The organism is Streptosporangium sp. NPDC004631 (assembly GCF_053601935.1).
Map to the genome: position 1 here is coordinate 74,038 of NZ_JBSGCR010000016.1, position 19,887 is coordinate 93,924.

Annotated in this window: 18 protein-coding genes; 10 read left to right on the forward strand and 8 right to left on the reverse strand. The window is 70.9% G+C overall.

Going from position 1 to position 19,887, the window contains the following annotated elements; translation table 11 throughout:
- Nucleotides 1-63: 63 nt before the first annotated feature.
- The 3 genes from ACWEF2_RS18085 (at nt 64) to holA (ending at nt 4,734) form a co-directional block, all read left to right on the forward strand.
- Nucleotides 64-2,460, forward strand: a complete 2,397-nt coding sequence (locus ACWEF2_RS18085; RefSeq protein WP_453816538.1) for a ComEC/Rec2 family competence protein — start codon at nt 64-66, stop codon at nt 2,458-2,460.
- 304 nt (nt 2,461-2,764) lie between these two features.
- Nucleotides 2,765-3,583: a class I SAM-dependent methyltransferase gene (locus ACWEF2_RS18090; RefSeq protein WP_453816540.1), complete on the forward strand. Its 819-nt coding sequence runs from the start codon at nt 2,765-2,767 to the stop codon at nt 3,581-3,583.
- Nucleotides 3,584-3,750: 167 nt separating this feature from the next.
- Nucleotides 3,751-4,734, forward strand: coding sequence for a DNA polymerase III subunit delta (holA, locus tag ACWEF2_RS18095; protein WP_453816542.1), 984 nt, complete (start codon nt 3,751-3,753; stop codon nt 4,732-4,734).
- Between the two features lie 228 nt (nt 4,735-4,962).
- Here the strand turns inward: holA and rpsT are convergent, their stop codons facing one another.
- Entirely contained in the window at nt 4,963-5,235 is a 273-nt protein-coding gene (gene rpsT, locus ACWEF2_RS18100; RefSeq protein WP_355593038.1) for a 30S ribosomal protein S20, read from the reverse strand.
- 167 nt (nt 5,236-5,402) lie between these two features.
- Entirely contained in the window at nt 5,403-6,404 is a 1,002-nt protein-coding gene (locus ACWEF2_RS18105) for a hypothetical protein (protein ID WP_453816544.1), read from the reverse strand.
- A 74-nt stretch (nt 6,405-6,478) separates the two neighbouring features.
- Here ACWEF2_RS18105 and lepA point away from each other — a divergent pair, with 74 nt between their 5' ends.
- The 3 genes from lepA to ACWEF2_RS18120 all read left to right on the forward strand — a co-directional run bounded on the left by lepA (nt 6,479) and on the right by ACWEF2_RS18120 (nt 10,338).
- Nucleotides 6,479-8,317: a translation elongation factor 4 gene (gene lepA / locus ACWEF2_RS18110; RefSeq protein ID WP_355593034.1), complete on the forward strand. Its 1,839-nt coding sequence runs from the start codon at nt 6,479-6,481 to the stop codon at nt 8,315-8,317.
- A gap of 147 nt (nt 8,318-8,464) precedes the next feature.
- Nucleotides 8,465-9,100: an MOSC domain-containing protein gene (locus tag ACWEF2_RS18115; protein WP_453816545.1), complete on the forward strand. Its 636-nt coding sequence runs from the start codon at nt 8,465-8,467 to the stop codon at nt 9,098-9,100.
- 581 nt (nt 9,101-9,681) lie between these two features.
- Nucleotides 9,682-10,338 (forward strand): hypothetical protein, encoded by a 657-nt coding sequence (locus ACWEF2_RS18120; RefSeq protein WP_453816547.1) that lies wholly within the window; start codon nt 9,682-9,684, stop codon nt 10,336-10,338.
- A gap of 44 nt (nt 10,339-10,382) precedes the next feature.
- Here ACWEF2_RS18120 and ACWEF2_RS18125 read toward each other — a convergent pair whose 3' ends face one another.
- Together ACWEF2_RS18125 and ACWEF2_RS18130 are read right to left on the reverse strand one after the other, a co-directional pair.
- Nucleotides 10,383-10,727 carry a DUF5955 family protein gene (locus ACWEF2_RS18125; protein WP_453816549.1) on the reverse strand — a complete coding sequence of 115 codons (345 nt, stop codon included), beginning with the start codon at nt 10,725-10,727 and terminating at the stop codon, nt 10,383-10,385.
- On the reverse strand, nt 10,724-12,454 hold the full coding sequence (locus ACWEF2_RS18130; RefSeq protein ID WP_453816551.1) for a hypothetical protein: 1,731 nt from the start codon (nt 12,452-12,454) through the stop codon (nt 10,724-10,726). Before ACWEF2_RS18130 ends, ACWEF2_RS18125 begins: the two co-directional genes overlap by 4 nt.
- A gap of 217 nt (nt 12,455-12,671) precedes the next feature.
- Between ACWEF2_RS18130 and hemW the strand changes: the two genes are divergently transcribed.
- A complete protein-coding gene (gene hemW / locus ACWEF2_RS18135) occupies nt 12,672-13,883 on the forward strand; it encodes a radical SAM family heme chaperone HemW (RefSeq protein WP_453816553.1) in 1,212 nt (403 codons plus the stop codon).
- Nucleotides 13,884-13,933: 50 nt separating this feature from the next.
- On the opposite strand, the gene ACWEF2_RS18140 is transcribed toward hemW, so the two are convergent.
- A complete protein-coding gene (locus tag ACWEF2_RS18140; RefSeq protein ID WP_453816555.1) occupies nt 13,934-14,749 on the reverse strand; it encodes a DUF3097 domain-containing protein in 816 nt (271 codons plus the stop codon).
- Nucleotides 14,750-14,801: 52 nt separating this feature from the next.
- Entirely contained in the window at nt 14,802-15,548 is a 747-nt protein-coding gene (locus tag ACWEF2_RS18145; RefSeq protein ID WP_453816556.1) for a hypothetical protein, read from the reverse strand.
- A gap of 184 nt (nt 15,549-15,732) precedes the next feature.
- Between ACWEF2_RS18145 and hrcA the strand changes: the two genes are divergently transcribed.
- From hrcA to ACWEF2_RS18160, 3 genes are read left to right on the forward strand one after another with little or no spacing between them, the layout of a single operon-like run.
- Entirely contained in the window at nt 15,733-16,746 is a 1,014-nt protein-coding gene (hrcA, locus tag ACWEF2_RS18150) for a heat-inducible transcriptional repressor HrcA (protein WP_355593158.1), read from the forward strand.
- A 12-nt stretch (nt 16,747-16,758) separates the two neighbouring features.
- Nucleotides 16,759-17,907, forward strand: a complete 1,149-nt coding sequence (gene dnaJ, locus ACWEF2_RS18155; RefSeq protein WP_355593020.1) for a molecular chaperone DnaJ — start codon at nt 16,759-16,761, stop codon at nt 17,905-17,907.
- 57 nt (nt 17,908-17,964) lie between these two features.
- Complete coding sequence (locus tag ACWEF2_RS18160) at nt 17,965-18,696, forward strand: 16S rRNA (uracil(1498)-N(3))-methyltransferase (protein WP_453816559.1); 732 nt, start codon at nt 17,965-17,967, stop codon at nt 18,694-18,696.
- A 4-nt stretch (nt 18,697-18,700) separates the two neighbouring features.
- Here ACWEF2_RS18160 and ACWEF2_RS18165 read toward each other — a convergent pair whose 3' ends face one another.
- Both ACWEF2_RS18165 and ACWEF2_RS18170 read right to left on the reverse strand, forming a co-directional pair.
- On the reverse strand, nt 18,701-19,351 hold the full coding sequence (locus ACWEF2_RS18165; protein ID WP_453816561.1) for a hypothetical protein: 651 nt from the start codon (nt 19,349-19,351) through the stop codon (nt 18,701-18,703).
- Nucleotides 19,348-19,827 (reverse strand): SigE family RNA polymerase sigma factor, encoded by a 480-nt coding sequence (locus tag ACWEF2_RS18170; protein WP_189792110.1) that lies wholly within the window; start codon nt 19,825-19,827, stop codon nt 19,348-19,350. Before ACWEF2_RS18170 ends, ACWEF2_RS18165 begins: the two co-directional genes overlap by 4 nt.
- Between the last annotated feature and the right edge of the window lie 60 nt (nt 19,828-19,887).

The window sequence follows — 19,887 nt, forward strand, 5'->3', positions numbered from 1 at the left end:
AACTCGGTTGACCGGGCGTCTCCGCCGAGGACGGCTGATTGGGGACTCTCGTGGAGCACAGCCGTGAGGGGCACGGCCGTGGGGCGTCCCGGCGTCTCCGCCGCCACGATCGACGACGGCCCAGACCGGCGGAGCTCGCGGCCCCACGCGCTCCACCTGGTCCTTCCGGCTCTCGCCTCCTGGGGGATCGCTCTTGTCCTGCTGGGGTGTCCCGCGTCGACGGGGGCCGTGGCGGCCCTGGTCGCCGCCGCGACCGTACTGCTCGTGGCGGTGACGGTGCCCGCGGACGGCATCGCCGGCTGGCGGAACGTGGTGCTCGCGGTGCTGGTGTGCGTGGCGGCCGTGGCCGGGACGGTCGCCTTCCACGTGCACGCGACCGGTACGGGGCCGGTGGCCGCCCTGGCGGCCGAACGGGCCTCGGCACTGGTGGAGGCGGTGGTGACGGACGATCCTCGGCGGCGAGTGCAGCATGGGGGAGTCTCCCGTAGAGAGAGCTTCGTGGTGCCCGCGCGGATCGAGGTGATCGAGACGGCCACGGGCAGGGTGACGTCACGGGCTCCGGTGGTGCTGCTCACGTCGGGAGAGGCGTGGCGGACCTTACTGCCCAGCCAGCGGATCGCCGTTCGGGGACGGTTCGGCCCGGCGGACGTGAGTGAGTTGCTCGCCGCGGTGGTGCTGGTACGAGGCCCGCCACGGGTCCTGAGCGGGCCCTCGTGGATCCAGCGCGTGGCGGGGGAGCTCAGATCGGGGCTGCGCGAGGCCGCGGATGTGCTGCCCCTCGCGCAGCGCGGCCTGTTGCCGGGGCTGGTGGTCGGCGACGTGTCCCGGATGGACGAGCAGGTCAAGGCCGACTTCAAACAGGCCGGACTCAGTCATCTCACCGCCGTCTCCGGAGCCAATCTCGCGATCGTGGCCGGAGCGGCGATCGCGCTGGCCCGGGTGGCGGGGTTGCCCCTCGCGGTCCGGGGGGTGCTGGCCGTGCTCGCCATGCTTTCCTTCGCGATCGTCGCGCGCCCGTCGCCCAGTGTGCTCCGCGCCCTCCTGATGGGAGGCGTCGCCGCCGTGGCGCTCGGCACCGGCCGCTCACGCGACGGCGTCACGGCCCTGTCTGTGACCGTTCTGGGGCTGATCCTCTTTGACCCCGTCCTCGCCAGGTCCTACGGCTTCGCCCTGTCGGTCTGCGCCACCGCCGGCATCCTGGTCCTCGCTCCCCGATGGCGAGACCGGCTCGCGGCGCGCCTGCCCCGCTGGGCGGCGGAGGCGATCGCCGTGCCGACGGCGGCACAGGCCGCCGTCACCCCGGTGCTGGTTCTGATGTCCGGGCAGCTGGCTCCGGTGGCGATCCCCGCCAACCTGCTCGCGGGCCCCGCCGTCGCGCCCGCCACCCTGCTGGGCTTCGTCGCGGCGCTGACGGCACCCCTGCACATGGGCATCGCGCGGCTGCTGGTCCGACCGGCGGGTCTGGCCACCGGATGGATCGTCGAGGTGGCGGAGCACGCTGCCGGACTCCCGCTGGGTGTGCTTCCCTGGCCCGGCGGTCTCGTCGGGCTGACCGCCTTGGCCGTCGCAGCCCCGCTCGCCGTTCTGACGCTGCGGTACCGGTGGTCGCGCAGACTCGCCTTGGCCGGGTTGACCGGAGCGGCCGTCACCGTCCTCGTGGCCGGATCGGTGGTGGCCCGCTGGCCACCCAGGGGGTGGCTGCTGGTCGCCTGTGACGTCGGCCAGGGGGACGCGCTGCTGGTCGCCGCAGGGCCCGGCCGGGCCGTGGTGGTGGACGCCGGTCCCGACCCGGTGCTGATGGATCGGTGCCTGAGATCCGCAGGGGTGCGGCAGGTGCCGCTGGTCATCCTCACCCACCCTCACTTCGACCATGTGGGTGGGCTGGACGGCGTCTTCCGCGGGCGCGCGGTGGGAGCGGTGGTGGTCACCCCGTATCGGGGCGCCGAGCGTGAGAACGCCCGGCTGAGCGCCGACCTCGCCCGCCGCCGGACCGTCGAATGGGCGGCGAGGCCGGGGGTGGGCTGGCGGTTCGGCCCCTCCGAGCTCACCGTCATCGGCCCACCGGCTGACACATCGCAGACAGGGGGAGGGGAGGGGAGCGACCTCAACAACGCCAGCGTCGTGGTGCATGTGCGCTGGGCGCGGGGAACGGCGTTGCTCAGCGGAGACATCGAGACTGAGGCACAGGCCGAGCTGTTCCGGCGTGGCCTGCCGAAGGTGGACATCCTCAAGGTTCCTCATCACGGATCGGCCAGGTACGATCCTGCGTTCTTCGCGGCGACCGGTGCCCGTGCCGCGCTGATCAGCGTCGGCGCGGGCAACGACTACGGCCATCCCGCTCCGTCGACCCTCGCCGGGCTGAACCGCCTCGGCGCGCGGATCTACCGGACGGACCTGTCGGGAGACCTCGCCGTGGTGGCCGGTGAAACCGGGTTGGCCGTCGTCCCCCGAGGCCGTTGACCTGGTGCGGTGATCTCATGTTTTCACCGGATCGGGTGTACTCCGCGCCGGTGCGGTGAGTGGTGACGTCGGTCTGACCGGCGTCGGTGAACGACCACGGCCCGGTGAACGACCACGGCCCGGTGAACGACCACGGCCCGGTGAACGGCCGCGACCCGGTGAACATCCGTGGTCACCGCACCGGCGACCACGGTCCGCCGGCCGTCCTTCAGATGACTTCCTGGGTTCACACGCGGGTGAGGCGGGCGTAGCTTGAGCCTGTGGCCGACATCGGCCGCTGATGACCACATCCGATCGAGGGGGCATGGACCGCGAAAAGATCACTCTCAGTGGCGCTCAGGAGACCATGCTCGCCACGCTGTACGGCCACGCGCTGGACAGCCGCTCGCCGAACTCCGTGCTGCACGACGACGAGGCCGACCGGACGGTCCGGCGCATCGACTACGACTTCCGCAAGACGGGGGTGAAGGGCACGACCGCGGCCGGCGTCGCGCTCCGTGCCAGGCAGCTCGACGACTGGACCGCCGAGTTCCTGGCCGGCCACCCGGAGGCCACTGTGCTGCACCTGGCCTGTGGCCTGGACGCCCGGGTCCACCGGCTCGGCCCGCCGCCGTCGGTCCGCTGGCTCGACGTCGACTACCCCGAGGTGATCGAGCTGCGCGAGCGGCTGCTGCCGCGACCCGCGGGAGACTACCGGATGATCGGTGCCTCGGTGACCGGAGAGGAGTGGCTTGACGAGGTGCCCGACGACCGCCCGACCGTGGCCGTTTTCGAGGGCCTGACGATGTATCTGCACAAGGAGGACGGCAAGCGACTCATCCAGCGGATCACCGGACGGTTTCCCGGCGGGCAGTTGCTTTTCGACTGCTACGGCACGCTGGGCATCCGGTTGCAGAAGCTGGTGCCCGCGGTGCGTAACGCCGGCGCGACGCTGTACTGGGGCGTCGACGACCCGTATGAGATCGAGGGCTGGCACGACGGGCTGAAGTGCCTCGACGTGCTGCGCAGCGTCGACATGCCGGGCCTGGACAAACTGCCCGCGTCGGGCCGGTGGGGCATGTGGGTGATGGCGCGCATCCCAGGCTTCCGGGACATAGGCTGGATCTTGCGCTACCGCTTCTAAGGATCTCTCGGTCCGCAACCTGGAGACGGTCACATCGGCCATCGCCGCCCCGCCCACGCGAGGCGGTGGCCGGACCGGCTCTTCCGTCCCCCCGCTGACGTTCTCAACTCACCTGCATTCGAATTGCGAATCGCTTGCTGATTGCGATTCGGCCACCGGTACATGGCATGCTGCTGAGCATGGCGGCAACCGACCCAGCACCCGTGACCTTGGTAGTCGGCGACGAGGAGTTGCTGGCCGACCGCGCGGTGGGTGAGGTGATCGCCGCGGCGCGGGCGGCCGACCCAGGCGCCGAGGTCCACGACCTGATCGGCGGGAAGGTCGAGCTCGGGGAGCTGACCCGGCTGACCTCGCCGTCGCTGTTCGGCGACAGCTCGGTGGTGGTGATCCGTTCGGCCCAGGACGTCGTCAAGGACGTCGCCGCCGAGATCGTCTCCTACACCGCCAATCCGGCGGAGGACACCGTGCTGGTCCTGGTCCACCCCGGCGGGGTCAAGGGGAAGGCCATGGTCGACGGGGTCAGGAAAGCCGGTGCCCGCGTGGTCACCGTCACCAAGATGACCAAACCGGCCGAGCGGCTCGCGTTCGTCAAGGCCGAGCTGAAGCGGGCCGGCCGGACCATCGGGGGTGACGCGGCCGGTGCCCTGCTCGAAGCGGTCGGCAACGACCTGCGGGAGCTCGCCGCCGCCTGTGGTCAGCTGGCCTTCGACACCCCGGGCAAGACCATCGACGGGGCGGCCGTGGCCCGTTATCACCGGGGGCGGGCGGAGGTCAGCGGGTTCACCGTGGCGGACTCCGCGGTCGAGGGCCGTCTGGGGGACGCTCTTGAGCAACTCCGCTGGGCACTCGCCACCGGTACGGCCCCGGTCCTCCTGGTGAGCGCGGTCGCCGGCGGCCTGCGCTCGCTGGCCAAGGTGGGGGGCGCCCCTCGCAACCTGCGCGGTGGGCAGCTCGCCAGCCACCTCGGCATGCCACCCTGGAAGATCGGCAGAGCTCAGCAGCAGCTGAACGGCTGGGGCCCCGACGGCATCGCCCGCGCGCTCCAGGCGGTGGCCAGGGCCGACGAGCAGGTCAAGGGGGGCGGTGCGGATCCCGCCTATGCGCTGGAGTACATGATCCAGACCGTTGTCGCCAGCCGCACCGGCCGTTAGCGCGGTCGTGACCAGCGCCGGCCGGGGTCTGTGACGCCTCCGGCCGAAACGGCGCGGCGCGCGAGATCCGGAGGACGGGGACGCCGGAAGGCGGTGACGGTGGTGCCGGAAGGCGGTGCCACGGCGGAAGGCGGTGCGGCGGCGGGCGGCCGACGGTGCGCGGTGCGGCGTGTGACGCCAGAAAGCCGCACCCCCCGGCGGGGAGTGCGGCGTCCGGAAGAACCTGGGTTACTTGGCGGCCGACAGGGCGGCGACGCGCTGGGCGATCGCCGACTTGCGGTTGGCGGCCTGGTTCTTGTGGATCACGCCCTTGCTGGCGGCCTTGTCCAGCTGGCGGGAGGCGGCGCGCATGAGCTCGACGGCCTCGTCGGCCTTGCCCTGATCGGCGGCCTCGCGGAACTTGCGGACGGCCGTCTTCAGGGACGACTTGACAGCCTTGTTGCGCAGCCGGGCCTTCTCGTTCTGCCGGTTGCGCTTGATCTGGGACTTGATGTTCGCCACGAAGAAGCCTCGGTGAATGTCGTCGGAGTGGGGCGCGCGGGCAGAGAGGGCGCGCCACACGCAGTTCAATAAGCTACCAACCATCCAGGTGGTCGCTCAAATCGACAACCTGGACAGAGGGATGCCGGATCAGTTTACCGTGCTCCCGCCACGCCCGGAACCACGCCTCACCGGCGGTACCAGGCCCGGTCGTACTCCGCCCAGTCGTCGGCGGTGGCCGCGAAGTCGACGTAGAGCGCGAGGCCGAACCGTTCCCGGTGCCTTCCGTACGAGGTCAGGGCCAGTCGCGCGCCCTCCGCCGCGGTCGCCACGCTCTCCGCCGCGTCACTCCACGCCACGCCGTGGTCGTGGTAGGCGGGTGCGCCGAGCAGCACGGTCTTCTCCTCGGGCACGAGCTCCAGCGCCAGGGAGCCCTGCCGGACGACATGGCCGCCGTAGAGCAGTTCGGAGGGGAGGAAGGAGTCGTAGGTCATGATCGCCACCTGGTCGGTGCGTGCCACGACCTCCCGGAAGTAGGCGGGCGACCAGTACTTGTCATGGCCGATGACCGTGCGGACGGCCGGGCGGGTGAGCGGGAACGGCTCGATCTGCGGGGTCGAGGTGGAGACCAGGCCGTCACCGACGATCGGGCGGGTCCGCGTCAACAGGTCCAGGAAGTCGGTGTCGTCGTCTCCGAGCGGCTCGAAGTTGTAGTGCACGCCGTCGAAGCCGAGCGCCATGACGGCGCTGACGCCGTCCAGTACCCGTTGCCTGGCGGCCGGGTCGTCGAGATCCAGGGCTCCGTCGACCTTCTGGCCAAGCCACGCCGACACCCGGACCTTCGGCAGCTCCGCGCGCCACCACTTCAGGAAATTTTGTGCTTTGGGGTATTTAGTCGGAGAAAGTGTGCCGTCGACGTCGAACGGACCCGAGTGGACGTAGACGTCCTTGATCCCGGTCTTGCGCAGCCGTACGGCCAGGGCCTTCACGTCGGCGGCGTCCTTACGGCCGTCCACCCAGGCGTGGCCGAGCCAGAGGGCGTCGTGGCCGGTGCTCTTGGCCCAGGAGGCGGGTGTCCCGGTAAACTGGGTCGTGAGGGTGACCGCGGCCACCCCGGGCAGCACGAGGAGCAAGGCGGCCACCGCCACGAGAAACCGCAGGCCGCGCTCTGCTCTGGTCCGGGCAATCACCTGGACATGTCACCATGGAAGACGGCTGGCATGCCAGTCGTAGATCGTCATCAATCCCGTCGAAACGGACACCGGTGCGCATTCAGCCTGGCCAGACCGATCCCGCGGTGATCCGCAACTTCTGCATCATCGCGCACATCGACCATGGTAAGTCGACGCTTGCCGACCGCATGCTGCAGATCACCGGTGTGGTCGACGACCGTTCCATGCGCGCCCAGTACCTCGACCGGATGGACATCGAGCGCGAGCGCGGTATCACGATCAAGTCGCAGGCGGTCCGGCTGCCGTGGCGGATGGACGGCGCCGACTACGTCCTCAACATGATCGACACTCCCGGGCACGTGGACTTCACCTACGAGGTCTCGCGCTCGCTCCAGGCGTGCGAGGGCGCCATCCTGCTGGTCGACGCCGCGCAGGGCATCGAGGCGCAGACCCTGGCCAACCTCTACCTGGCCATGAACAACGACATGACGATCATTCCGGTGCTCAACAAGATCGACCTTCCGGCCGCCCAGCCGGAGAAGTACGCCGCGGAGATCGCCCACCTCATCGGCTGTGAGCCGGAGGAGGTCCTCAGGGTCTCCGGCAAGACCGGCGTGGGAGTCAGGGAACTGCTCGACCACGTCGTCAACAGCGTTCCGGCCCCGGTCGGCGCGGCCGACGCGCCGGCCCGCGCGCTGATCTTCGACTCCGTCTACGACACCTATCGCGGTGTGGTCACCTACGTCCGGGTCATGGACGGGCACCTGGGCAAGCGCGAGCGCATCCTGATGATGTCCAGCGGCGCGGCCCACGAGACCCTGGAGATCGGCGTCATCTCCCCCGAGCCCAAGGTCGCCGAGAAGGGCCTGGGGGTCGGTGAGGTGGGCTACCTGATCACGGGCGTGAAGGACGTGCGCCAGTCGCGGGTCGGTGACACGGTCACCTCCGGCACCCGGCCCGCCGCCTCGCCGCTCAGCGGCTACGACCACCCCAAGCCGATGGTGTTCTCGGGCCTCTACCCGATCGACGGCGACGACTATCCCGAGCTCCGCGAAGCCCTGGACAAGCTCCAGCTCAACGACGCCGCGCTGGTGTACGAGCCGGAGACCTCCGCGGCCCTCGGCTTCGGCTTCCGCTGCGGGTTCCTCGGCCTGCTCCACATGGAGATCGTCCGGGAGCGCCTGGAGCGCGAGTTCAACCTCTCGCTCATCTCCACCGCGCCCAACGTGGTCTACCGAGTGATCATGGAGGACGGCAAGGAGGTCGTCGTCACCAACCCCTCGGAGTTCCCCTCGGGCAAGGTCGAGACGGTCTTCGAGCCGATGGTGAAGGCGACCGTGCTTGTCCCGTCGGAGTTCATCGGCGCGATCATGGAGCTCTGCCAGAACCGCCGGGGCAACCTGCAGGGCATGGATTACCTGTCGGAGGACCGCGTCGAGATCCGCTACACCATGCCGCTCGGCGAGATCATCTTCGACTTCTTCGACCAGCTCAAGTCCCGCACGCGTGGTTACGCCTCGCTCGACTACGAACCCTCGGGCGAGCAGGAGTCCGAGCTGGTCAAGGTCGACATCCTGCTCCAGGGCGAGGCCGTTGACGCCTTCAGTGCCATCGTCCACAAGGACAAGGCGTACGCCTACGGTGTCGAGATGGCCAAGAAGCTCCGCGAGCTCATCCCGAGGCAGCAGTTCGAGGTGCCGATCCAGGCCGCGATCGGTGCCCGGGTCATCGCCCGCGAGAACATCCGCGCCATCCGCAAGGACGTCCTCGCCAAGTGCTACGGCGGAGACATCTCCCGCAAGCGCAAGCTGCTGGAGAAGCAGAAGGAGGGCAAGAAGCGGATGAAGATGGTCGGCCGCGTCGAGGTGCCTCAGGAGGCCTTCGTCGCCGCGCTCTCCACCGAGTCCGCCGGCGACAAGTCCAAGAAGTAGCCTCCCGCCCGTCGTCCGGGACGGGCTCGGCGGCGGGTCTCCGCGACAGGTCTCCGTACGGAGCGGCGGCGGCCGGGCCGTACCCCGTGGGGTGGGCGGGTGGATTATCGGCTCGCCCTGAAGGGTGAATAGGGCTAACGTCTATTTATGCGTGTCATCACCGTTAATGTGGGCTTGGTCGTCGACGCGGCCTGGGCGGGCAAGCTCAACCGGACCGCGATCGACAAATCGGCGGTGGACGGCCGGGTCAGGGTGGAGGACAACGGCCTGGCCGGTGACGAGCGGGGCGACCAGGTGAACCACGGCTCGTCCGACCAGGCGGTCTACTCCTACGCACGCGAGGACTACGACTGGTGGCAGGAGGAGCTGGGCCGCGAACTGCGCGACGGCCAGTTCGGGGAGAACCTCACCACCGAGGGGATCGACGTCAACGGCGCCATGCTCGGTGAGCGCTGGCGGGTCGGCACCGCGCTCCTGGAGGTCACCCGCCCCCGGGTACCGTGCGTGGTGTTCCGCAACTGGATGGGTGAGCAGGGCTGGATCAAGCGCTTCACCCAGGTCGGCAGGGTCGGCGCCTACCTGCAGGTGATCGAGCGGGGTGAACTGGGCCGGGGCGACACGATCGAGATCGTCGCACGGCCGGACAACAGCGTCACGGTCACCGAGGCCTTCCGCGCCTACCACGGAGACAAGGAGCTGATGCGCCGCCTGCTGGCCTCCCCGGGCCGTTCCGCCCGGTGGGAGAAGGTCGCCGAACGGGTTCTGGGCAGCGTGGCGCCCTAGCCCCCGAGCCTTTGCGGTTGCGGCGGAGGCGTGCGGGGAGCGCCGAGTCGTAAGGGTCGGCCTACCGGCGACCCTGCCCGGGGTTCCCGGAGCACGGGCCTGGGCGATGTAGGTGTCAACGGTCTACCGGCATTCGCTGCGTGGACGCGGCCGGCTCGCTACCGTCGAAACCTGTGGAGCAGCAGGCTTTTTGCAACCGGTGCGGCACGCGGACGGTCGGACTGCCGAGATGTCCCCGATGTGGTGCCCCGACCGAACAGCCACCCCCTTTCCCACCCCCTCCGCCCCCCGCCATTCCGGCCGAAGGCCCGGCCGTCCCCGCGGGGCCGTGGGACGGCTCGCAGCGGGGTGGCCCCGAACCCGGCCCGTGGCAGGGCCCGCAGCCGGATCCGTGGGGAGGCGGACCCCGGCCGGGTCCTCAGTACGGTGTCCAGCCTGGTTCCCAGCCGGGTCCGTGGCCGGACCCGCAGCGGCGGGAGCGGGGTGACATCGGACCAGGGGAGTGGTCCCCGCCTCCCGCGTCCGATGGTTCCGGCGAGGTGTGGCAGGGCGAGAGGGGGCGCAGAACGTGGCCGTTGGTCGTGGCCGCAGCCGCGCTGCTGGTCGCGGTAGGGGTCGTGTGGTTCGCCGTGCGCGGCGACGGCTCCGGTTCGGCCTCAAGCGCCAACCCCGCGTCCGGGGGGCGGTCCGAGCCGCGGCCCGAGAAGCAGGGCGGGGAGGCGGCGGAGAGCCCGGACTCCGGCGACACGGATCAGGACGGGCGGTCCGATCCGTCCAGCCGGCCGGACCAGGCCGACCGGCTGCAGGCCCGGGCACTCGACTCCCTGCTCACCGACAGCGGCGGGAGCAGGTCGGGTCTCGGCCCCGCTCTTAACAGGCTGCGGTCGTGCTCCGGCACCGCCGACGGGCTCGCGGCGGTCCGCCGGGTCACCGAGGCCAGGCGCGAGCAGGTCACCCAGCTCCAGGCGCTTTCCGTCGACGCGCTGGACGGCGGGGCCGCGGTCAAGGAGGGACTGGCCGCGGCCCTCACCGCCTCACGCGACGCCGACGAGGCGTTCCTCAGGTGGGCGACCCGCCAGGACGGCGACTGCCGTACCGACTGGAGCGGTGACCAGGACTACCGGAACGGCCTGTCGCACTCCGGGAGGGCCACCGACGCCAAGCGGGGCTTCCTGGAGCTGTGGAACCCGCTCGCCGAGCGGTACGGTCTGCCCCGGCGCGCCGAGCACGAGATCTAATACGGTGACCGCGGGCGTTCCCCCTGTGGTCACCGTGGCGGTCTCTAGGACACCAGGGCGGCGAGTGCCGCCACCGCCTCGGCGATGGCGGCGACCGAGGCGACCCGGGCCGCCATCCTGGACAGGGAGCCGGACAGGTAGTCCTGGTCGGGATTCTCCTCCTGAAGTTCGGCCTCGACCTGGTCGGCGTCCCTGAGCACCGGCCGGGTGTCGCCGAGTTCGGCGGCGTGCCGCCGTACCAGGTCGCGGATGAGGGCGAGCAGTTCGGTGGTGCGGTCCCCGCTCGTGGCGGCGCCGGTGTGCTGCACGGCCTGGGCACCGGCCCCGGCGGCCATCGGGCCGTTGAAGGTGCCGCCGGTGATGTGGAAACCGCTGTTGTCCTGGGTCACTTGTCTCCTCCGTGCTGGGTCGCGTTCGCTCCGGGCCCGGCGGCGACCGGGCCGTTGAAGGTGCCGCCGGTGATCAGGGCGCCGTTGTTGATGAGGTTCGTGGCCTGCGCCCGGTATTCGCGGGTGTCGATCTTCTTGGACTCCAGGTAGTCGAGGACCGCCTCGGTGAGCCGCCGTTCGATGAGCTTGGTGTACTTGTCGGTGTCGAGTCGCTGGATGAACCCGCCCCGGCCGTAGGCGGATCCCAGCTCCCGCACGCTCTCCCGCGCGCCGAAGGGGTAGACGGGGAGTTCGGCGGGGTTCCGCGTCTCCCGCTGCCACTGGATCGCCCGGACCCCGGCGCGGATGAGCCGTAACGGTGCGAAGAGCGTGTCGGCGACCAGGTCCAGTTTGCCGCGGCTGACCGCCCGCCAGACGAGCGCCGGCCTGGTCAGGTTGGGCAGTTCGTCGACGATGTGGTACTCGCGGAGGATCGGCGGCAGCACGGTCAGCACGAACTGCGTGTAGAGCATCCGTCCCTCGACCGCGAGATGGATGAAGGCGGAGATCACGATCTCCCTGTCCTCGCCGGGGGCGAGGAGGAGGCCGTTGGAGCCGATCATCTCCTGACCGTCGGTGCCGACGGTGACGCGCTGGTAGTACTTCAGGCTGCCCTGCGGCTGCCGGGTCGCGTCGCTGATCACCTCCGGCGGGGCGGCGAAGTGCGGCCAGCCGTTCGCGGTGTTGATCAGCGGATGGCTCTGCCCCTCCCAGCGGCGCGGGGCGCCCGAGCCGGGCCAGTCGAGCCGGGTGAACGTGCCCCGGGCGGTGAGGTGGTCGCCGACGTGCATCTGGGTGAGCCGCTCCGGAGCCGCGTTGACCGCGTCGCGCATCTCCAGCAGCCGCCGCCTGACGAAGGAGTGCAGGTCCACCGGGTCGATCTGCACGTATGGGCGGGGCGAGGCCGACGGGGCGTTGTCGGAGTGCGTCAGCCGGTCCATCTCCGCCACGATCGACCACGAGCGCCGTACGGGGCCCGCGCCGATGAACGGGTTGTCGGTGCCGAAGAGCGTGATGTTGCCCCACTGCGCCTGATCGAGGTAGGCCGTGCGGCTGCGCTGCCGGCCCGTGTCCACGCCGGCCCCGGCGGGGGCGCCGGGGCGCAGTTCGGTGGTCAGCGCCAGGTAGCGCTGGATCCGGTAGCCGACCGCGATGGCCAGGGGGGCGAGCGTGATCAGCAGGACGAACAGGAGACTCCCCCCGAGCTGTGTCACGGACGGCGACGTGCCCGTCTCCAGGTCGAAGGCCGCCGCCGGGCTGAGCAGGGAGAGGACGCTCGCCCAGACCAGGAAGAGGAGGAACCCCATGAGGTTGACCAGGGCCCAGAGGGTCAGCAGCACCCGCCAGATCAGCGGTCCCCGCCGGACGCGGGGAAGGGACAGCAGCGCCAGGGGGAGCAGGGAGAACATCCAGAGCCCGCCGGCGAGGCAGAGGACGAACATCGACACGGTGATCAGAGCGTCGCGGATCAGGGCCATCCGCTGGGCCCGCAGGCAGTGCGACAGCACGGGGGTCAGGTCGAACCCGGCGTAGGACGGGGCGACGGCACGGTAGGGGTCGCCCAGCAGTTCGTTCAGTACGCCGTCGCGGAAGCGGTCGTCGAGGTAGGCGCCCGCGGACAGGTAGCGGGTGGCGTTCTGCAGGGGTGGTGTGGCCCGGTCGCCGCCGGCGGGGGCTGCATGGCTCATCGGCTCTCCGAAGGGGGGACGCATAGCGATATGCCGGAAAGATCAACCACACAGCGTGTACCACTTTCCCCCTGAGGGTGACCGGAACCGAACGTCAAGTTGGAGTCCAGGTTCGGCCTGTCCGGCTCTGAGGTGTCCGATACGCTCCCGCATGGGATAGGAGCTCATCCGTGCCCGCTGTGCGGGGCACCGCGAGCGGAGCGGCAGACTTGGTGTCGTGCCATCCACACTTCCCGACGGCGATCCCGTACCGGCCTCAGGCAGCCTCCCCGACAGCGCGCTCCACGGGCTGGGGGAGCGGCCCTTCGGCTTCTACGTCCACGTGCCCTTCTGCGTGACCCGCTGCGGCTACTGCGACTTCAACACCTACACGGCCTCCGAGCTCGGCCCCGGCGCCTCGCACCGGGACTACGCCGACACCGCGGTCGACGAGGTACGGCGTGCGCGGGCCAACCTCGGCGAGGCGGACCTCCCGGTCGAGACCGTGTTCTTCGGCGGCGGCACCCCGACCCTGCTGCCCGCGGCCGACCTGGTCCGGATCCTGGGCGTGATCGAGCGGGAGTTCGGCCTCGCCCCCGGGGCCGAGGTGACCACCGAGGCCAATCCGGAGTCGGTGGACCGGGCATATCTGGCGGAGCTGCGCGCCGGAGGGTTCACCCGGATGAGCTTCGGCATGCAGAGCGCCCGCGAGCACGTGCTGCGGGTGCTGGAGCGCGGGCACACCCCCGGGCGTCCCGCGCGTGCCGTGCGGGAGGCGCGGGAGGCCGGGTTCGACCACGTCAATCTGGACCTGATCTACAGCACGCCGGGGGAGAGCGACGACGACTGGCGCGCCTCGCTGGCCGCCGCCGTCGAGGCGGGGCCCGACCACGTGTCGGCCTACTCTCTGATCGTGGAGGACGGCACCAGGCTGGCGGCCAGGATCCGGCGTGGCGAGCTGCCGATGCCCGACGACGACGTGGCCGCCGACCGCTATCTCATCGCCGACGCCATGCTGGCCGAGGCCGGGTTCGCGTGGTACGAGGTGTCCAACTGGGCGACCTCGGAGGCCGGGCGCTGCCGGCACAACCTGCTCTACTGGACCGGCGGCGACTGGTGGGGTGTCGGCCCCGGCGCGCACAGCCACGTCGGCGGCACCCGGTGGTGGAACGTCAAACATCCGGCGGCCTACGCCCGTCGCCTCGCCTCCGGCGTCTCGCCCGCGCACGCGCGCGAGGTGCTGACCTCGCGGGACCGGGCGGTGGAACGGCTGATGCTGGAGCTCAGGCTCGCCGGCGGATATCCGCTGAAGGAGATCGAGCGTCCGCCGGTGGTCGCCCGGGCGCTGGCCGAGGGGTTGCTGGAGGTGGAACCGTTCAAGGCGGGCCGCGCGGTCCTGACGTTGCGCGGCCGTCTCCTGGCCGACGGGCTGGTGCGTGACCTGACGTGAGGCCGGGTGGCCGGAGCCGTCGCTCACGGCCCCTCGCGACGGGGGTGGGATCAGCCGTCCCGGCCGGGAACGGTCACGAAGTCGATCAACTCCTCGACCGGGCCGAGCAGCTCCGGCTCCAGATCCGCGTATGAGGTGACCGATCCGAGAACGCGGCGCCACGCGTCACCGGGCTCCGCACCCCAGCCCAGGGCGGCGATGACGCCCTCCTTCCAGGGGACGCCGCGCGGCACCGCCGGCCAGGCGGGGATGCCGAGCACCGACGGCTTGACCGCCTGCCAGACGTCCACGAACGGGTGTCCGACGATCAGCACGTGCGGGGAGGAGACCCGGGCGGCGATCCTGCTCTCCTTCGAGCCGGGGACCAGATGGTCGACGAGCACGCCCAGGCGGCGGTCCGGGCCGGGCTCGAACTCCTCGACGATCGAGGGCAGGTGATCGACGCCCTCCAGATACTCGACGACCACGCCCTCGACCCGCAGGTCGTGACCCCAGACCCTCTCCACGAGCGCGGCGTCGTGCACGCCCTCCACGTAGATCCGGCTCTCCCTGGCCACCCGGGCCCGCAGGCCCTCGACCACGATGGAGCCCGAGGCGCTCCGCCTCGGTCCCCGCGGCGCGGCGGCGGGCCGTACCAGTGTCACGACCTTGCCCTCCAGCAGGAAGGCGGCGCTCTCCAGGGGGAACACCCGCCGTCGCCCGAATCGGTCCTCAAGTGTGACGGCCTCCTTGTCGCAGGCCACCACGGCGCCGCAGAAGCCCCCTTCCGCGTCCTCCACGACCAGGTCCGGCTCCGCGGGAACCTCCGGGACACTCCCCTTCAGGGGACGCCGCCTGCTTCCCGCCAGAACGTCACGCTCGTACATCACCGACCGCCCACCCTCTCCTGTCAGGGATCAAGTGGACGGTAGCAAATCATCACCTGCCGTACGGTCCCTGCTGCCCCCACGGACCGGCCGCGGCAGCCTGGCGCTTGCGCGCGCCGCTCCGCTTGACCAGCACGATGATCGTCACGAGAACGGCCAGCAGGAAACCCGTGCCCGGCACCGCGATCAGCGCGATCGCGCCGCCCACCACCGAGTCGGCGGCGATCTCCTTGCCCACGCCGAACGTGGCGGCCGAACCCTCGGAGGCGGTGCAGGTGAGCTGGTAGTCGCCGGCCTTGTCCACCCCCACCCGCAGCGCCAGCTCCCACAGCACGCCGTCGTTGGTGACGGTCTGCTGCGTGCCCGGCTGCTGAAGTCGGACCGTTCCGGGGGCACCTTGGATCTGGCACTCGAACTTGGTGCCCTTGTCGGCGGAGACGTAGATGGCGGGTCTGTCCGCCGGGTTCAGCGTGACCGTCACGTTCTCGCCGGGGCCGAACGAGCTGGTGGGCGCGGCGTCGGTGACCGCGCTGAAGATGCCGCCGGCGAAGCCGGCCACGCCGACGATCACGCTGAGCACGAAGACGAGCCAGGCGCCGACGATCCAGCCGATGCCGGGCTTGACCTTCGGCTTCGGCGGAGGCCCCTGGGGGGCGCCGTATCCGGGGGGCGGGTAACCGTAGGGGGGGCCACCCTGGTACTGCTGCTGGTGCGGCTGGCCGTAGGGCTGCTGGGGGGCGCCGTATCCGGGCGGGCCCGAACCGGCGTCGCCCGAGGGGGATCCGAAATCATGGGACATATATCAAATTGTGGGGCTTACCGGTTGGATAGCGATAGCAGGTGACTTGATAACGACTTGGCCCCATCATCGTGCTGCCGTGTTATCGCACCCCGAGGACGGGAGCCGTACACTTGGCACTCGGGAACACAGAGTGCCAGACCTGACGTTTTCCCGTCCGAACGCAGGTAGGGAGGTGAGCACGTTGGTCGACGACCGTAAGCTGGCGGTCCTTCGGGCCATCGTCGAGGACTACGTGTCCACCAACGAGCCGGTGGGTTCCAAGGCCCTCGCGGACCGTCACAGCCTGGGTGTGTCGCCGGCGACCATCCGCAACGACATGGCGGTGCTGGAGGAGCAGGGCTACATCGCCCAGCCCCACACCAGTGCGGGCCGGGTGCCGACCGACAAGGGCTATCGGCTCTTCGTCGACCGGCTCTCGCAGGTCAAGCCATTGTCCGCCCCGGAGAGAAGGGCCATTGAGACCTTCCTCGCGGGCGCGGTCGACATCGACGACGTCGTGATGCGCACGGTCCGGCTACTGGCCCAGCTGACCCGCCAGGTCGCCGTGGTCCAGTACCCCACGATGACCAACTCCAAGGTGCGGCACGTCGAGCTGGTCCCGCTGAGCGAGCGCCGGCTGATGTTCGTGCTCATCACCAACACCGGGCGGGTCGAGCAGCGTGTGGTCGAGCTTCCCGACGTCGTCGACGAGAACCGCGTGGCCCACCTGCGCGCGACCCTCAACGCCTGTCTGGACGGCTGCGGTCTGGCGGGGGTCCCCGACATGGTCGCGGACCTGCCCGAGCGGCTTCCGGCGGAGGACCGGCCGCTCGCGGCCACGATCCTGTCGGTGCTGCTGGAGTCTCTTGTGGACCGGCACGATGAGAAGATCGTTTTTGCCGGGGCCGCCAACCTCGCGGGAGCCGACTTCACCGTCGGCCTGCGCGATGTGCTGGAGGCCCTGGAGGAGCAGGTGGTGCTCATGCGCCTGCTCGGCGAGACCTCGGATCTTTCGGCGCTGACGGTGCGGATCGGCTCGGAGAACCCCTACACCGGGCTTCAGGGCACATCCATCGTCGTCGCCGGATACGGTTCGGGGGACAAGCAACTGGCCCGGCTCGGTGTGCTGGGGCCGACGCGAATGGACTACCCGGTCACGATGGGCGCGGTGCGCGCGGTGGCACGCTACGTCAGCCAGATCCTGGCTGCATCCTAAGAGGTCAACTAAGTGGCTAAGAGCGACTACTACGGCACCCTCGGGGTACGCCGCGATGCCAGTGCGGAAGAGATCAAGAAGGCTTACCGCCGCCTGGCCAGGGAACTGCATCCCGATGTGAACCCCGATCCTGAGACTCAGGAGCGGTTCAAGGACATCACGCAGGCGTACGAGGTGTTGTCCGACCCCGGCAAGCGCCAGATGTACGACATGGGAGCCGATCCGTTCGCCGCCGGCGGCGGTGCGGGAGCCGGGGGGTTCGGCGCGGGTTTCCCGTTCAGCGACATCATGGACGCCTTCTTCGGCGCGGCCGGCGGTGGCGGAGGAGGGGGCCGAGGCCCACGTTCGCGCGCCCGCCGCGGCCGCAACGCCACCATCCGGGTGGAGCTCGACCTGCGGGAGTCGGCCTTCGGCACCACCCGTGAGCTGGTCGTCGACACCGCCGTGCTCTGCGAGGTCTGCACCGGCTCCGGCGCGGCCTCCGGCACCCACCCCGACACCTGTGACGTCTGCCACGGACGCGGTGAGGTCTCCCAGGTCACGCGGTCCTTCCTCGGTCAGGTCATGACGTCCCGCCCCTGTCCCCAGTGCGGCGGGTTCGGTTCGATCATCCGTCACCCCTGCCAGGAGTGCTCCGGCGACGGCCGGGTCCGCACCCGGCGGACCATCAAGGTCCGCATCCCCGCCGGGGTGGAGGACGGCACCCACATCCAGCTCGCCGGCGAAGGCGAGATCGGCCCCGGCGGAGGGCCGCCCGGCGACCTGTTCCTGGAGATCGTCGAGCGTCCGCACGACACCTTCGAGCGCCGCGGCGACGACCTGCACTGCACCGTGCAGATCCCGATGAGCGCGGCGGCCCTCGGCACGATCCTGACCATGGAGACGCTCGACGGCGCCGAGGAGCTGGACGTCCGGCCGGGCACCCAGTCCGGGCAGACCATCCCGCTGTACGGCCGGGGCGTCCAGCGTCTCAACGGGACCGGCCGGGGCGACCTGTTGATACACGTCAGTGTGGAGACGCCCAACCGTCTGGACCCCGCCCAGGAGGAGCTCCTGCGCGAGCTCGCCAAGCTCCGCGGCGAGGAGCGCCCGCCCGGCAAGTTCGCCCCGGGGCAGCAGAGCCTCTTCTCCCGTCTCAGGGACGCCTTCAATGGCCGCTGAGCGGGCCGCTCAGCGGGTCGTCCGGGTCGCCGGGGGCGCCCGGCGGGCCGCTGGCCGATGACCGTCCCGGTCTTCCTGGCCGAGGCCGCCGACCTGGCGCGACCGGAGTTCACCCTCGGCGGCCCCGAGGGACACCACGCGGCGGCGGTACGGCGGCTGCGCGCGGGGGAGCGGCTCGACCTCACCGACGGCGCGGGCGCCGTCGCCGAGTGCGTGGTCCGCGACGCGGGCAGGGACTCGCTCCGTGTCGAGGTGCTGCGCCGCTACGACGTGCCCCCGCCGAGCCCGCGCCTGGTCGTGGTGCAGGGGCTGCCCAAGGGCGACCGGGGTGAGCTGGCCGTGGAGATGATGACCGAGACCGGCGTCGACGTGATCGTGCCCTGGGCCGCGGCCCGGTCCGTCACCCGGTGGAAGGGCGACCGGGCGGCCAGGTCACTGGCCCGCTGGCGATCCACGGCGCGGGAGGCGGGCAAGCAGTCCCGCCGTTTCCACCTGCCCGAGGTGACCGAGCCCGCCGCCACCTCCGGCGTCGCCGCCCTGCTGGCGTCGGCCGCGCTCGGCCTGGTGCTGCACGAGGAGGCCGCCTCCCCCCTGTCCACCCTGGATCTGCCGACCGGCGGCGACATCGTGGTGGTGGTCGGGCCGGAGGGAGGGGTCGCCGAGGAGGAGATCGCCGCGTTCCGCGAGGCGGGAGCCGTACCGGTGCTGCTCGGACCGACGGTGCTGCGCACCTCGACGGCGGGGGTCGCCGCGGCGGCGGTGCTTCAGGCGCGCACCGGTCGCTGGTGACGGGCTAGCGCCCGCTGGGGGTCGGGGTCGCCGCCGCCGTCGGCAGCAGGGGCTGCCGGTTGTCCACCGGCGGCGGGCACTCGCCGACCGCGCACGGGGGGTCGGAGGGACCACCGGGCTCCGCGGGCGTCGGAGTCGGTGTCTCCGTCTCCTTGCACTCCTTGGGCAGTCCCTCCGGCTCGACCGTGGTGGCCGGCGTGGTGGGGCAGGTGGGCGACGGCGTGGGCTTCGGGGTCCTGGACGGCTTCGGGGTCGCCGTCGGGCTCGGGGCCGAGGTCTTGGACGGGCCGATCGACGGCGACGTGACGCCCGGCCTGATGACGGGCAGAGGCCGCTGATCTCTTTCCACGGGTGGGCGCGAGGTGGCCGACATCTCCGGCGAGGTCGACTCGGTGAAGTTGACCTCCCCGCTCGTGACCTGCTCGGTCACCTGCTCACGCAGTTGCGGGACCACCATGACGACGGTGGCCGCGACGAGGACGGCCCCGGCGACCGAGGCCCCGGCGCGCCACCACATCAGCCCGCGGAGCCCCCGTCTCTCTATCCGGGTGCGGATGATCTCCAGCCCGTCGGGGGAGGGAACGACCGAGTTCGCCTCCGCGTTCAGGGCACGGCGGAGCAGCTCGCCGTACTCATCATCGGGAGAGTCGGTCATGACAGTTGCTCCAGTGAGGTTCGTAGGGCGGCCATGCCACGAGCCGTGTGACTCTTGACCGCACCCTTGCTGATGCCCATGGCATGGGCGATCTGCGCCTCGGACAGGTCGCCGTAGTAGCGCAGAACCAGTGCCTCGCGCTGTCGCGCGGGCAGGCCGCGAAGCGCCTCGATGACGGCCGACCGTTCCAGCTCGCCGATCGCGCCGTTCTCGGCGCTGGGCGCGTCGGGCAGTCCCTTGGGGGCGTACTTCTCCACGACCGCTCGATGCCGAAGCACCGAGCGCGATCGGTTGACGACCGATTGGCGCAGGTAGGCGAGTGCCTTGTCGGTGTCGCGCAGTCGACGCCAGGCGCCATGGATGGCGACGAACGCGTCCTGCACGACCTCCTCCGCGGTTGCGATATCGCGGACGAGCAACACTGCGAGACGCACAAGAGACCGATAGTGCGCGCTGTAGAGCGCGGTAACGGCCATGTCGGCATCCCATCCGACGGGCACCGCCCCGAGCGACCTGTCGGCCACGAGGGTCTCGGT